16 protein-coding genes and 1 tRNA gene are annotated in these 13,745 nt (G+C 26.5%); 4 read left to right on the forward strand and 13 right to left on the reverse strand.

The genetic code is table 11. From position 1 onward, the window contains the following. On the reverse strand, positions 1–1,254 hold a 1,254-nt coding region (locus ACTT9R_RS05505), incomplete at its 3' end, for a Rieske 2Fe-2S domain-containing protein (protein ID WP_440927013.1). Between the two features lie 172 nt (positions 1,255–1,426). Here ACTT9R_RS05505 and ACTT9R_RS05510 point away from each other — a divergent pair. Next, a complete protein-coding gene (locus tag ACTT9R_RS05510; RefSeq protein WP_440927014.1) occupies positions 1,427–2,152 on the forward strand; it encodes a glycosyltransferase family 2 protein in 726 nt (241 codons plus the stop codon). Positions 2,153–2,168: 16 nt separating this feature from the next. Here ACTT9R_RS05510 and ACTT9R_RS05515 read toward each other — a convergent pair whose 3' ends face one another. Continuing rightward, on the reverse strand, positions 2,169–3,428 hold the full coding sequence (locus ACTT9R_RS05515) for a hypothetical protein (RefSeq protein ID WP_440927015.1): 1,260 nt from the start codon (positions 3,426–3,428) through the stop codon (positions 2,169–2,171). An 84-nt stretch (positions 3,429–3,512) separates the two neighbouring features. Here ACTT9R_RS05515 and wecB point away from each other — a divergent pair, with 84 nt between their 5' ends. Beyond that, complete coding sequence (wecB, locus tag ACTT9R_RS05520) at positions 3,513–4,625, forward strand: non-hydrolyzing UDP-N-acetylglucosamine 2-epimerase (RefSeq protein WP_440927016.1); 1,113 nt, start codon at positions 3,513–3,515, stop codon at positions 4,623–4,625. 59 nt (positions 4,626–4,684) lie between these two features. Here the strand turns inward: wecB and ACTT9R_RS05525 are convergent. The 11 genes from ACTT9R_RS05525 to tkt all read right to left on the reverse strand — a co-directional run bounded on the left by ACTT9R_RS05525 (position 4,685) and on the right by tkt (position 12,934). Further along, positions 4,685–4,761: transfer RNA gene (locus ACTT9R_RS05525), tRNA-Met, on the reverse strand. 5 nt (positions 4,762–4,766) lie between these two features. After that, positions 4,767–4,961, reverse strand: a complete 195-nt coding sequence (gene rpsU / locus ACTT9R_RS05530) for a 30S ribosomal protein S21 (protein ID WP_440927151.1) — start codon at positions 4,959–4,961, stop codon at positions 4,767–4,769. A 67-nt stretch (positions 4,962–5,028) separates the two neighbouring features. Then, entirely contained in the window at positions 5,029–5,610 is a 582-nt protein-coding gene (locus tag ACTT9R_RS05535; protein WP_440927017.1) for a cell cycle transcriptional regulator TrcR, read from the reverse strand. Beyond that, positions 5,611–5,841, reverse strand: coding sequence for a 50S ribosomal protein L31 (gene rpmE, locus ACTT9R_RS05540; protein WP_440927018.1), 231 nt, complete (start codon positions 5,839–5,841; stop codon positions 5,611–5,613). It abuts the gene before it with no gap. 35 nt (positions 5,842–5,876) lie between these two features. After that, complete coding sequence (locus tag ACTT9R_RS05545) at positions 5,877–6,617, reverse strand: inositol monophosphatase family protein (protein ID WP_440927019.1); 741 nt, start codon at positions 6,615–6,617, stop codon at positions 5,877–5,879. A gap of 1 nt (position 6,618) precedes the next feature. Beyond that, complete coding sequence (efp, locus tag ACTT9R_RS05550) at positions 6,619–7,179, reverse strand: elongation factor P (RefSeq protein ID WP_440927020.1); 561 nt, start codon at positions 7,177–7,179, stop codon at positions 6,619–6,621. Further along, positions 7,176–7,790, reverse strand: a complete 615-nt coding sequence (gene thiE, locus ACTT9R_RS05555) for a thiamine phosphate synthase (protein WP_440927021.1) — start codon at positions 7,788–7,790, stop codon at positions 7,176–7,178. The genes efp and thiE overlap by 4 nt, the downstream gene beginning before the upstream one ends. Then, entirely contained in the window at positions 7,777–8,787 is a 1,011-nt protein-coding gene (locus ACTT9R_RS05560; protein ID WP_440927022.1) for a class I fructose-bisphosphate aldolase, read from the reverse strand. The genes thiE and ACTT9R_RS05560 overlap by 14 nt, the downstream gene beginning before the upstream one ends. Before the next feature lies 1 nt (position 8,788). Next, positions 8,789–9,967, reverse strand: coding sequence for a phosphoglycerate kinase (locus ACTT9R_RS05565; protein ID WP_440927023.1), 1,179 nt, complete (start codon positions 9,965–9,967; stop codon positions 8,789–8,791). Then, positions 9,967–10,974, reverse strand: a complete 1,008-nt coding sequence (gene gap, locus ACTT9R_RS05570) for a type I glyceraldehyde-3-phosphate dehydrogenase (RefSeq protein ID WP_440927024.1) — start codon at positions 10,972–10,974, stop codon at positions 9,967–9,969. Before gap ends, ACTT9R_RS05565 begins: the two co-directional genes overlap by 1 nt. A 1-nt stretch (position 10,975) precedes the next feature. Further along, entirely contained in the window at positions 10,976–12,934 is a 1,959-nt protein-coding gene (gene tkt, locus ACTT9R_RS05575) for a transketolase (protein WP_440927025.1), read from the reverse strand. Between the two features lie 53 nt (positions 12,935–12,987). Here tkt and ACTT9R_RS05580 point away from each other — a divergent pair, with 53 nt between their 5' ends. Next, the gene (locus tag ACTT9R_RS05580; protein ID WP_440927026.1) at positions 12,988–13,311 is read left to right on the forward strand and encodes a 5-formyltetrahydrofolate cyclo-ligase; all 324 of its coding nucleotides are present in this window, start codon (positions 12,988–12,990) and stop codon (positions 13,309–13,311) included. Next, a complete protein-coding gene (gene zapA, locus ACTT9R_RS05585; RefSeq protein ID WP_440927027.1) occupies positions 13,299–13,745 on the forward strand; it encodes a cell division protein ZapA in 447 nt (148 codons plus the stop codon). The genes ACTT9R_RS05580 and zapA overlap by 13 nt, the downstream gene beginning before the upstream one ends.

Below are 13,745 nucleotides of genomic sequence, written 5' to 3' on the forward strand. Positions count from 1 at the left end.
ATCTAAATCAACATTTTTATATTTTTTCATATAATAACTTAAATACTTTTCAGAACTGAAATCTTTGAAATAATTTCCTTTATATTTTGTAGATTTGCAATTTTTTTTAGTATCAAATTGAAATATGTTTTTCTTTTCAGGATCTAATATTTTTACATTATATTTTTTACAAATGTCATAATAGTCACGTGTTTTATTTTTTGTGTTATATTTTATATAAATTTCATCTCTAGCGAGTTTTTCTTTGAAAAAACCAGCATAAGGTAAAAAATAAGTTGGTTTAATTTGTTTGATGTATTTAAATTTTGTTTGTTTGATGAAGTTTGTATCTTTTTTTATCATTTTAATTCTATCATTTAAATCATAATTTTCACAATTGAGAGGATAGCCATGTGCTCCTCCAGCAAAACTAGAAGCAAATAAATCTACTTTAGGGAGTTTTAAAAAGTTTAAATTATTGGCATCGACTGTTAATAAACCTTTGAAGTTACCCACGCTAAAATAGAAACCTGAGTCGTCTCTCAGATCTCCAGATTTTAATATTGTAAAAATTAATTCAGTATTTTTGAACTGATATTCATTTTCAAAAACTAATTTATGAATATTTGTAAAGCCCAAATCTTTAACCAATAGTCCTGCTGAATTTGAAATAAAATTAGGTACTACTATTGGGATATTTTTTTCCAAATAAGACAACGTAAGTTCATGACAGTGATCTGGATGATTGTGGCTTATGTAAATGAAATCACAGCTGTTAAGTTCCTCTTTCCAATTTTTAATTGTTTTGTGTTTAAGCCACCAGCCAGTATTGAATGCTGGCCCTAAAGCCCAAGGGTCTGTAGCAAATTTAAAATTTTTATTTTCAATAATTAAAAAGGCGTGATTGATATATCTTACTTTTAAATCAATATTCTTATTAACATTTTTAATTTCTGGAAAAAATTTTTTTTCAATTACACTTATTTTATTGTTGAAAATTTTAAATTTTTTTTTCTTTTTAATTAAGCCGTTTTTATATTTTCCTGTTTCAGGATTGAATTCCCAATTATGCATGGGACAAAAAGTTTTTCCATTTTTTGATATTAATTTTCCACTATTATGATCACATATTCTATCGTAAACTGATAATTGATCATTTTTTTTTAAAATTATAAATTCCTCAGTGAAATTGACACCATCTTCAATTAACTCTAAATCAATATTAACATTTTGAGTTTTTGTTTTATATTCTAGTTTTCCCAAATTTTTAAACATAAAAATTATCCAATAAACTTATAAATTATATATAGAAAAAAATTAATTAAATTATTTTATTTTAATTGAAAAGATAAATTGACTTGTTATTGTGCGTTTCAAAATATGTCGCACATGATTAACTTTTATTTTATTTTAAATGAACCACTGATACCAAAAAAATAAAAGAACAATGATCTATATTTTATTACCAGCTTATAATGAGGCTAAAAATTTAATTAAAATATTTAAAAAAATTGAAAAACTTCCAAATGTAAAAAAAATTATAACAGTTGTAATCGTAGATGATTGCTCCTTAGATAATATATCTGATTTAATAAAAAAAAAATATAAATTTAAATACTATTATTTAAGACATAAAAAAAACAAAGGCTTAAGCCTAACCCTGGAAACAGGGTTCAAAAAAATAATAAAAATTTGTAATAAAAATGATTTAATAGTAACTCTTGATAGCGATAATACGCATCCTATTTCAATTATTCCGAAAATGGTAAAAAAAATAAATAACAATAGTGACATTGTTATCGCCTCACGTTTTGTGAAAGGATCTATTGTTAATGGTGTAAGTATTTATAGGGAATTTTTAAGTTTGGGGGCAAAGTTTTTATTTAAGTTTATGCATCCTTACAAAAATCTAAATGATTATACGTGTAATTTTAGAATTTATAAATCTACATTAATTAAAGAAATATGTAAGAACAAAAAATTCTTTTCTTATGAAGAGTTTAATATTGCTGCTAAGATTATAATTTTTTTAATACATAGATTTGAATTTTTGAAAATATCGGAAATTCCCTTTAAACTCAGTTATGATTATAAAATTGGTAAAAGCAAAATGAAATTGACTAAAACTATAATTCTTACACTTAAATTAATTTTTAAAAAAGCTAAGAAATAACAAATCCTGGAGAAAACTAGACCGTCATACCTTTTGAAAAACTAAAAAAAACATTAATTAATGATATAAAAAAATATATTATTACTATTGCATAAAATTTAAATACATTTTTATATTCTGCGAGGATATTAGACGCTAAAAAGTTTTTAAATAATATAAAAATCATTACCAGTAACAAAGGTTCGAAATATTTTTGATATATTTGATAATTTAACCCCATAATATTTATAAGTAAAAATAAGTATAAAAATCTTTTATCATATTTAATTAGAACATAAATTAAGAATGAAGCAGAAAAAAAGGATAATAAAAAAATTAAATTATTTTTTAAAATGAAATGAGATATTTTATAAAAAAAACCTCCACCACGTAAGTTTGATGTTAATGCTTCATAATCAAGGTTGTATATCACTAGTACAAAAAAAATTAAAATAACTGAGATTTCTTTAATTTGTAGCTTCCGAAATTCAATTATTAAAACATTAATATTGAATTTGTTCGAAATAAGAAAAACTAAAAAGAAAAAAAATATCGAAAAATTATTTGTCAGATTATAGAAATAATCTTGCGTAACAGGTAAATTAAACATTCTCTCATTTTGAATTAAAAAATATAAAGGAGGAATCCCTAAAGCACAGCAAAAAGAAAAGAGTTTAAAAAATAAAATTTTTTTTTGAGATACAAAATAATTGTACAAATAAAACAAAAAAAGAACCACATATGTTTGTAAACTATAGGTTGCAAACGCAAGAAATAATAAATTTAAGTATTTATAGTTTGTATTAAGAGTATTTAATGCTTTTAAATAAAAGTAGTTACTAATTAAAAAGAAAATTAATGCTGTTAAATGAGCATTCGGCCATAAGGCTGAAGATCGATAAAAAGGAAAAAATAAAAAACTAAAACTTAAAATTAAAATAATAATCTTTTTATAGTTATAGATTTTTATCAGATTCAAATATAAGAAAACTGGAAATAAAAAACTAAAAAATAAATAGGTTAATCTTACCAAATCTTGATGATTAAATATTTGATAAAAAAAAGATAAAATTAAATAATGAAATGGAAAATGTCTTGGTTCTTTTCCATTTAATGTTTTTGCATCAAAAAAGTTAAAATTTGAGTAATCTAAAACTACTGGCCAAGTTACATTAAAATCCCACTTAGATCCTCCAGTTGATAAATCTTCGTTAAAATAAAAACCAATAAATAGAGATAATATTGGCACAAACACAAATATGAATATAATTATAAAGTTTTGATTAATCTTGCTCATTTAAATTAATAATTATTTTGTTATTTTAATTCAAAAATAATCTACTATATAGAATCAAATTAATCTTTCGAAAAGTTATTAAATATGAAAATTTGTATTGTTCTTTCAACTAGACCAGAAATAATTAAATTTGCAAATTTAATTAAAATTTTCAAACAAAACAAAATTGATTTTTTTTTAATAAATACAAATCAACATTATATAAATATAATGAGTGATGTTTTTTTTAAGTATTTTAAAATACCAAAACCCAAATACAATATAAAAGGAAAAAGCAAAACTTACGGTGGTTTTTTTTCAAAAACTATTAAAAGTATTGAAAATATTTTGCATAATGAGAAACCTAATTATTTAATTGTACAAGGCGATACAAATACTGCTTTTGCAGGATGTTTTGCAGCATCAATTTTCAATAGGAAATATTTTAACGATGAAAAAAAAATAAAAATTATTCACATTGAGGCAGGGTTAAGGTCTTTTGATGAAAGAATGCCAGAGGAAATAAATAGAAAGTTAATTGATCAACTTTCAAATATACTATTTGCACCAACAAAATTTGATTTTGAAAATTTAAAAAAAGAGAGATTAACTTTAAATAAAAAAATATTTACAGTTGGAAATACTATATCGGATATAATTAAAGAAAATATCCCACTAATAAAGGAAAATAATATTCTAAAAAGTTTTAATATAAAAAAAAAAGATTTTTATTTAATTACACTGCATCGCCCAGAAACTGTTGATGATCCAAAAAAATTTTATAAATTAATAATAGATTTTGAGAAAATAGGCAAAAAATTTAAAACAAAGTTTTTATTTCCTCTCCATCCTCGAACAAAAAATATTTTAAAAAAATTAAATTTAAAAAAATTAAATTATATTAAATTTACTAGGCCATTAGAATTTTTAGATTTTTTAACTGTAATGAGTAATTGTAAAATAATATTTACTGATTCAGGTGGAATTCAAGAAGAATCCTCCCTATTAGGTGTACCATGCATCACAATAAGAACTACAACCGAAAGACAATTGAGTATTATTAATAAAAGCAATATTTTAACTGGTTATAATTATAAAAGAATATTGAAAGCTGTTGTTTACTTTAATAAGAAAATGGTGAAACCATCCAATATTTTTGGAGATGGAAAGGTATCCAGAAGGATATTTAATATTTTGAAAAAAATTAACACACGTTAGTTCTTATTTTAAATTTAAGACTTATAAGTCTAAAAACTTTTGTATGATTATTGGTAAATTGGTTGCGGGGGACGGATTTGAACCGCCGACCTTCAGGTTATGAGCCTGACGAGCTACCAGACTGCTCCACCCCGCGGTATTTTATATTCTATTCTTTAATTTATTTAATTTTTTTACTCTTTTTATGTTTTCTTGAAGAATTCTTTTCTTTTTCTCAGAGGGTTTTTCATAAGTATTTTTAAGTTTTATAACTTTAAAAAAACCGTCCTTTTGAAGTTTTCTTTTTAAAACTCTAAGGGCTTGTTCAACATTATTATCTTTAACTTCTATTTTGATAACTACCTCCAAAAAAAGTGGTTAAATAACACTTTTATATTTTTATGTCTATTTAATTTATTATAAATCATATAGATACTGGTTTAGGTTTTTTTTCTTTTTCTTTCTCTTTTTTTTCTCTTTTTATCCTTCTTTCAGCTTTTTCTATTGCTTCAATCAAGTCTTTTTGGGTAAATAAGTTTAAAGCTACAGGATCTTTTGGGTTAAGGTTATTGTAATTCCAATAACTTTTGTTTCTTATAGATGTTACAGAATTTTTTGTAATCCCCACAAGTTTAGCAATTTGAGAGTCTTTAAGGATACTGTGTTGTCTAATTAACCATAGGGCAGAGTCTGGTTTATCTTGTCTTTTGGATAATGGTACATATTTTTTAATTTTTTTTTCAGTATTAGAAATTTCAATATCTGCACCTTTTATTTGCAGTGGTCTATTTTCATCTTTAGAAGATAAGTCAATTTCCTCTCTTGATAGCTGGCCTGAAATAATTGGATTATAAGCTTTAATACCTTTTGCTACTTCACCATCTGCAATTCCTTGAATCTCAACTTCATGCAATTTGCAAAAGTTTGCAATTTGTTTAAATGTAAGAGTTGTATTTTCTACTAACCAGACGGCGGTAGCCATTGGCATTAAAGGTGCATTTGACATTTAGCTTTTCTTTTCTGATTTAAAATTTTGAAACTTTTTGTTAAACTTACTAATTCTACCCTTATCCATTAATTTTTGCTTTCCACCTGTCCATGCCGAATGAGATTTTGGATCAATTTCTAATTTTAAAATGTCTCCCTCTGCACCCCAAGTTGATTTTGTTTCAAACTGAGTTCCATCAGTCATTTCAACTTTAATAGTGTGGTAGTTTGGATGTATGTCTTTTTTCATATCGAGACTTATAGCAAAAGGAATTTATAACTCAATTAAAAGTTCTTTAAATTTTCAAGCATTTTATCGTTAATTGCCTCACTAGAGGCTCGAATATCTATATTATTAGTATTGAATTTGACTAAATCATTAACTATTCCTCCTGCTTCTTCAACCAATAAGGCTCCAGCAGCTATATCCCATAAATTAATTTTATTATGAAAAAAACCATCCAATCTGCCTGATGCTACATAAGCTAAGTCTAATGCTGCACATCCACTGCATCTCATGTTAAGGTCACTAAATTTGATACCTTCTTGATTACTTGAAAACAAACATTCATCTAAAGAGTTTTTATTTGACACTCTTAATCTTTGATTATTTAAATAGGCTCCTTTACTTTTTTCTGCATAAAACATTTCATCTTTAATAGGATCATAAATCAAACCACTAATTATCTCCTTTTTAGATTCAAGCGCTATGCAAATTGCAAAATGAGGTATACCATGTAGAAAATTTGTTGTTCCGTCTATGGGGTCAATAATCCAGACATTTTCGCTATCTTTGTTTTCTATTTTGCCAACCTCTTCTGATAAAATAGAATAATTTTTTTTTATTTTAGATAATTCTTCAATTAAAATTTTTTCCACATTTTTGTCAGTTTTAGTTACAAAATCACGAGGTCCTTTTTTTGAAACTTGTAACTTTTCAACTTCTCCAAAATCTCTTACTAATGACTTTGATGCTTTTTCGGCTGCTTTGATCATGATATTTAAATTTGGAGATATAGAGATCATTTTAGATTTTTTTAATATATTCTAAATTTCTAGTATCAACTACGATTTCATCACCCGCTTCAATAAATGGAGGAACTTGAATATTTAAACCATTATCAAGTGTTGCAGGTTTATAAGATGAGGAAACTGTTTGTCCTTTAAGGGCCGCATCAGTAGTTTCAATTTTACATTGTACTTGGTTAGGTAATTCAATTGATAGTGGGTTTTCATTATAAAAACTTACAGAAACTTGTAGGTTTTCAGTTAAAAGTTTACCCTTATCACCCACAGTTTCTTTTTTTATCTCTATTTGTTCAAATGTTTTTGGATCCATAAAAAAATAATTAGCTTCATCACTATAAAGATAATTGAAAGTCATTTCTTCCAACGATGCTTTTTCTACTGTTTCACTGGATCTAAATCTTTCATTTAACTTTGTATTTTTGTTTAAGCTTTTCATCTCAACTTGAGCAAACGCACCACCTTTGCCTGGTTTTACATGTTGGGTTTTCAAAACTTGCCATAAATCGTTTTTGTATTCTAAGAGCATTCCAACTCTAATTTCTCCAGCATTAATTTTCATTTTAATCTTTCTATAGCTTCTATCGGTTTATATTTTTTATTTTTCCAAATGTAGCCTGAAATAGCTAAAAAATTGGCATTATTCAATAACAGATTTTTATAATTAACAGAATTAATTCCACCAATAGCTACTGTTGGAATTTTTGTAAATTTTTTAACTTTATTTAAAATATTTACAGAGGCTACATGCTTAGTTTTTTTAGTTTTAGATTGATTAAAAGCACCAAAGGCGATGTAATCAGCTTTAGCCTTTACTGCTTTTTTTGCTAAACTCATAGAATTATGACAAGTAATTCCTATAATTTTTTTTCCAAGAATTTTTTTTGCTGTCTTAATATTCATATCTTTTTGACCTAGATGGCAACCATCTGCATTCAATTTTAAAGTAAGCAAAGGATCATCATTAATTATAAATTTTACTTTATTTCTTTTACAAATATTTTTAATTTTTTCTCCAATTATCATTTTCTTATTATGAGAATAACTTTTAAGTCTAAGCTGAAAAAAACCTACTTTTCCAGTTTTTAAAACCAACTTTAGATTATTATAGAAAGAATTAGGTATTTTGTTTGGGGAAATAAGATAAACAAATTTTTTTTTATTTATTTTCAAGTTCGCTAGACCATTTTCCTTGAGCAGCTAAAGTACACATTTTAGCTCTATGATTAAAAGTAGTCTGAGTTGCTACTACATTTTCAATATCATTAGACCAAACTTTTAAAGCGTTTTGTTGAAGAGCTCTTCCATATGAATAGGTCATTATAAAATTTGTATTATTGTTTTTATTAATTAAATTTAAATTTTCTGTAGCTTCAATTTCAGATTGCCCTCCAGATAAAAAAGCTATTCCAGGAACTTCATTTGGTACTGAATTTTTAAGACACTCTAGAGTTTTTACAGAAACTTCTTCATTTGAAATTTTATCTTTTGATTGGTTTCCTGCCAATATCATGTTTGGTTTTAAAATAATTCCTGAAAGATCAACTTTATGTAAGATTAATTCCTCAAAACACCTTTTAATAACTTCTGATGTTTTGCTTAAGCAAATTTCAGCAGAGTGAGTTCCATCCATTAATACTTCTGGTTCTACTATTGGAACCATTCCACTTTCTTGAGCTAGTGCTGAGTACCTAGCAAGTGCGTGAGCATTGCTACTTATTGCTAGATCGCTTGGATATTTTTCACCAATTGAATATACACCTCTCCATTTTGTAAATCTAGCTCCAAGATCATAATATTTTTTTAATCTATCCCTTAGGCCATCTAATCCCTCCGTAATTTTTTCTTTAGGTGAATTCGCCAGATCTTTTGCACCAGTATCAACTTTTATTCCAGGAACTACACCCGAACTAGATATTAAATCTGGTATTGATTTTCCTGAGCTTGAAATTTGATTTATAGTTTCATCGAAAAGAATAACACCACCTATGCAATCTCTCATTCCATCTGATGAAAAAAGAATTTCTCTGAAGGAAAGCCTATTTTCTGCGGTTGATTTGACATTCACCGCTTCAAGTCTTTTTGTCATAGTTCCATTGCTTTCATCAGCCGCAAGTATACCTTTGCCATTTGAAATTATTTTAAGTACAATTTTATTTAACTCTGACATTTTAATTTAATGCGGTTATACCAGGAAGGTTTTTACCTTCAAGATATTCTAAAAACGCTCCACCTGCAGTTGAAACAAAATTAAACTCATTTACAGCATTTAAGTTGTTTAATAAACTAACAGTGTCCCCACCACCAGCAACTGAAAAAATTTTATTTGCTTTATTATTTTCAATTATATTTTTTGCTATTTGAATACTTCCATAAGCAAAATTTGGATTTTCAAAATATCCTGCGGGTCCATTCCAAAGTATAGTTTTGCTGTTATCAACAATTTTTCTAATTTTATCTATAGTTTTAGGACCAATATCTAATATCATTTCATCAGATAATACTTCGTTCGATTCTTTTTTTTGAGGAGATCCGTTAAAATCTTTAGATACAATCACATCTTCTGGATAAATTATTTTACATTTTTCTTTTTTTGAAAGAGAGATAATTTCTTCGATTATTTTATCGCAATTTTTTTCTTTAATTGACTTCCCAACGCTATTTCCAAAATATTCTATAAAATTATTAGCCATACCACCAACAATTATAATATTATCAAATTTACGAATTAAATTTTTAATAACATTAATTTTAGTTGAAATTTTAGATCCTCCAATAATACAAGTAATTGGTCTAGTAATTTCAGAAGTTATTTTCTTAAGTGCATTTACTTCTAGGTCTAGCTGTAATCCAGAAAACGAGGGTAAGAATTTTGGAATCTCATTAATTGAAGCATGAGCTCTATGTGAACAAGAGAAGGCGTCATTGACATAAATATCTCCTAGATTTGATATTATTTTTGCAAATTTATTGTCATTTTCCTCTTCTTCAGAATAAAATCTAATATTTTCTAAAATAAAAATATCTTCATTAAAGTCACTGAAGAAACTTTTACTTTTTATTTCTTTAATATTTTCACTAATAAGTTTTACTTTTCTTTTTAATTTATTTTGTAATTCTTCACAAATTGGTTTTAGAGATAGATTTTTAATAATTTTCCCTTTTGGTCTTCCGACATGAGATAAAATTATAATTTTAGATTTTTCTTTAATTAAAAAATTTAATGTAGGAAGAATTTTATCGATTCTAGTTGTGTCCGTTATTTTGTCTTGTTCCAAAGGGACATTTAAATCAAGTCTCAATAATATTTTTTTATTGTATAGATTCTTTTCGTTTATAATACTTCTCATTAAGAGATTTTTTGCAAAGTTTCAGCAATATCACACATTCTATTGGAAAAGCCCCATTCATTATCATACCAGGCTGATATTTTACCCATATTACCACCAACTACATTTGTTAAAGAAGTATCTACTATTGCAGAAGCAGGATGATGATTAAAATCTATAGATACTAATTTTTCATGAGTAACTTCTAAGATATTTTTTAATTTATTATTTGAAGCTTCTTCAAAGGCATCATTAATCCTTTTTATATTAATATCTTTTTTTGTACAAAAAACTAATTCAATAATAGAAACATTAGGAGTAGGTACTCTCATCGCAACACCTTCTAATTTTCCTTTGAGGCTTGGTATTATTTCTCCTATTGCTTTCGAAGCTCCTGTTGAGGTGGGAACTATCGATTGACTCGCAGATCTTGCTCTTCTTGGATCTTTGTGAGAATTATCTAAGATTCTCTGATCGCTAGTAAATGCATGAATTGTAGTCATAAAACCTTTTTCAATTTCAAAATTTTCATCAAGAACTTTGGCTACTGGTGCTAGACAATTGGTGGTGCACGACGCTGCAGATATTATTTTATCCTCTTTTGTAATTATATTTTCATTAACACCAAATACTATTGTTTTATCAGCATTTTTACATGGAGCAGAAACGATCACTTTTTTTGCTCCATTTTCTATATGAGCAAGAAGTTTTTCTTTTGAATTAAATTTTCCAGTACATTCGAAAACATAATCAACATCATGTTTTTTCCAATTTATGTCTTCAATTTTTGTTTCTTGAGAAAATGTAATTTTATTTTTATTAATTATTAAATGATTTGGATCATAATCTAAATCAGCATTTAATTTTCCATGTATAGAATCATATTTTATTAATTTAGATGTAGTTTCTGAATTTGACCTGTTGTTTATATGATTAATTTTTAAATTTTTATTTTTACTTTCGACAATTGATCTAATAACCATACGACCAATCCGTCCCATTCCATTAATTCCTATTTTAATTGTCATTTTATTTATTTAATAATTTTTTAGTGACATTTTTAATGTTTGTACTCTCAAGTCCAAAATATTTATAAATATCTTTATAAGGTGCACTTTTTCCGAATTCATCAATTCCAAAAGCAATACCGTTATCACCTACATATTTTTTCCAACAATCGCTTGATCCAGCTTCAATGGATATTTTAAATTTTGTTTCTTCTAAAATTTTATTTTTATAAGATTTTGATTGTAATTCAAAAAGTTCCATACAAGGCATTGATATCACTTTGGAATATATTTTATCTTTGGCTAATTTATGGCTAACCTCTAACGCTAGATTTACTTCAGATCCACTCGCTAATATTGTTAGATTAATTTTTTTATTTGTTCTTAAAACCTCATAAGCACCTAATGAGCATAAGTTTTTATTTGGGTATTTTTTTCTTACTGGATTTAAATTTTGTCTTGTTAAAGATAGCACGCTAGGTGTTTTTGAGCTTTTTAATGCGTGTTCCCAACACTCGATAGTTTCAATTCTATCTGCAGGTCTGAATACATTTAGGTTAGGTATAGCACGTAAACCCGAAAGCTGTTCTATAGGTTGATGGGTAGGTCCATCTTCTCCGAGCCCAATAGAGTCATGTGTCATTACATAAATGACTCTTTTTTTCATTAAGGCAGACAATCTGATCGAAGGTTTGCAATAATCAGAAAATATTAAAAAAGTACCTCCATAAGGAATTAGATGACTGTGAAGTGCGATACCATTCATAACCCCACTCATTGCGTGTTCTCTCACTCCGTAGTGGATGTAGTCACCAGTAAAATCTCCAGGTTTAATTATTTTATGGTTTTTAGTTTTTGTATTATTTGATCCAGCTAAATCAGCAGAGCCACCAATTAAATTATTTTTTTGTTTTGTTAATGCATTCAATGTCATTTCTGAACATTTTCTAGTAGCTAAACTTTTAGGTTCCTTTATTGCATTCTCTTTTTCTTTCTTAAGCACCGTAGTAAAGTTATTTTTTAAAGTTTGATTAAATTTTATTCTTTTTCTTTTTGATGCTTTGTTCCATTTTTTTTCTAAAATTTCACCTCTTTGGCCAATTTTTCTCCATTCATTTAAAATTTTATTTGGGATATCAAAAGGTTTAGTTTTCCAATTTAAGGCTTTTCTCACAAGCTTAATTTCATCTACTCCTAATGGACTTCCATGGGACGATGCTTTACCTGATTTATTCGGTGAACCATATCCAATCTTTGTTTTACAAGAAATCACAGTAGGTTTTTTAGCTTTTTGAACTTTTTTTAGAGCTTTAAAAATTTCTTTTTCATTATGACCGTTGATAGAAATATAATCCCAACCATATCCTTCAAATCTTTTTTTAAAATTATCTGAAACCGCAAGATTTGTTGGACCATCGATTGAAATTGAATTGTTATCAAATAGCATAACTAAATTTTTAAGTTTTAAATGTCCCGCTAAACTCATCGCTTCATGACTTATTCCTTCCATTAAGCATCCATCTCCAGCTAAAACATAAGTTTTGTGATTAATTAAATCTTTACCTAATTTATTTTTTAAAATTTCTTCAGCTATTGCAAAACCAACTGCATTAGATATACCTTGTCCAAGAGGACCTGTTGTAGTTTCAATACCTGTTTTCGGATGATATTCAGGATGTCCAGCACAAATAGAATTAAGCTGCCTAAATTTTTTAATGTTATTAATTGATATGCTTTTATATCCAGTTAGGTAAAGCAAAGAATATAAAAGCATAGAACCATGACCAGCAGACAAAACAAATCTATCTCTATTCAACCAATCTGGATTCTTTGGATTAAATCTTAAAAAATTTTTGAATAACACTGTTGCGACATCTGCCATACCCATTGGCATTCCCGGGTGACCTGAATTTGCTTTTTGAACGGCATCAATTGATAAAAATCTGATGCAATTAGCTAAATCATTGTGTAGTTTGCTCAAAATTATCCTGACTAGACTAAGAAGAATCTATTTAATAATATAAATATATATATATGAATTCTATAAACGAAAAAGAAAAAAAATTAAATATTGCATTAGAGCAATTAAAAAATTTAGATCTAACAAATCCTGAATTACAAAAAAATATCGAAAATTTAAGCACAAAACAAAATCAATTAGAAATTGAAAAAACACAGATTGAGGAAAAATATAAAACGTTACTCGAGGAACATGAAAATCTATCAAAAAAACTTGAGGATTTAAAAAACAAAGAAAAGTTGGAAGAAAGAAAACAAATTGAATTTTCTGAAAAAATTGACGAACTTAATCAAGAAACTGACACACTATTGGATGAAATAGATAAATGGCAAATGTAAGTATAAAATTTAACAACAAAGAGTTTTTGCTTGCCTGTGAAGATGGACAAGAAGACCACCTAGAAGAATTGTTAATTCAGATTAACAAAAAGTTTAATAATTTAAAAAATGATTTGGGAAATCTAGGTGAAAATAAATTATTATTAATTACAGCTGTAAAAATAATGGATGAATATTATGAAACTAAGAAAAAAGTAGATCAAAAAAAAGAAGAATTAAACGATCTATCAAAAAAATTTAAAGAACTAAAATCTCTAATTTACGATTATAGAGACACAAAAGAATCTGAAATTGAAAAACTAAATCTTGATCATGAAAATTTAAAACAAGAAATTGACGATAATCAAAAAAAATACGAAAATTTAATCGATCAAGCTGCTGATCAAATATCAAATTTTGTAAAAAAAGCAAAATTAGAAAACATTTCAAAGTAG

The sequence above is a fragment of the Candidatus Pelagibacter sp. genome (assembly GCF_052049835.1).
Classification (GTDB): domain Bacteria; phylum Pseudomonadota; class Alphaproteobacteria; order Pelagibacterales; family Pelagibacteraceae; genus Pelagibacter.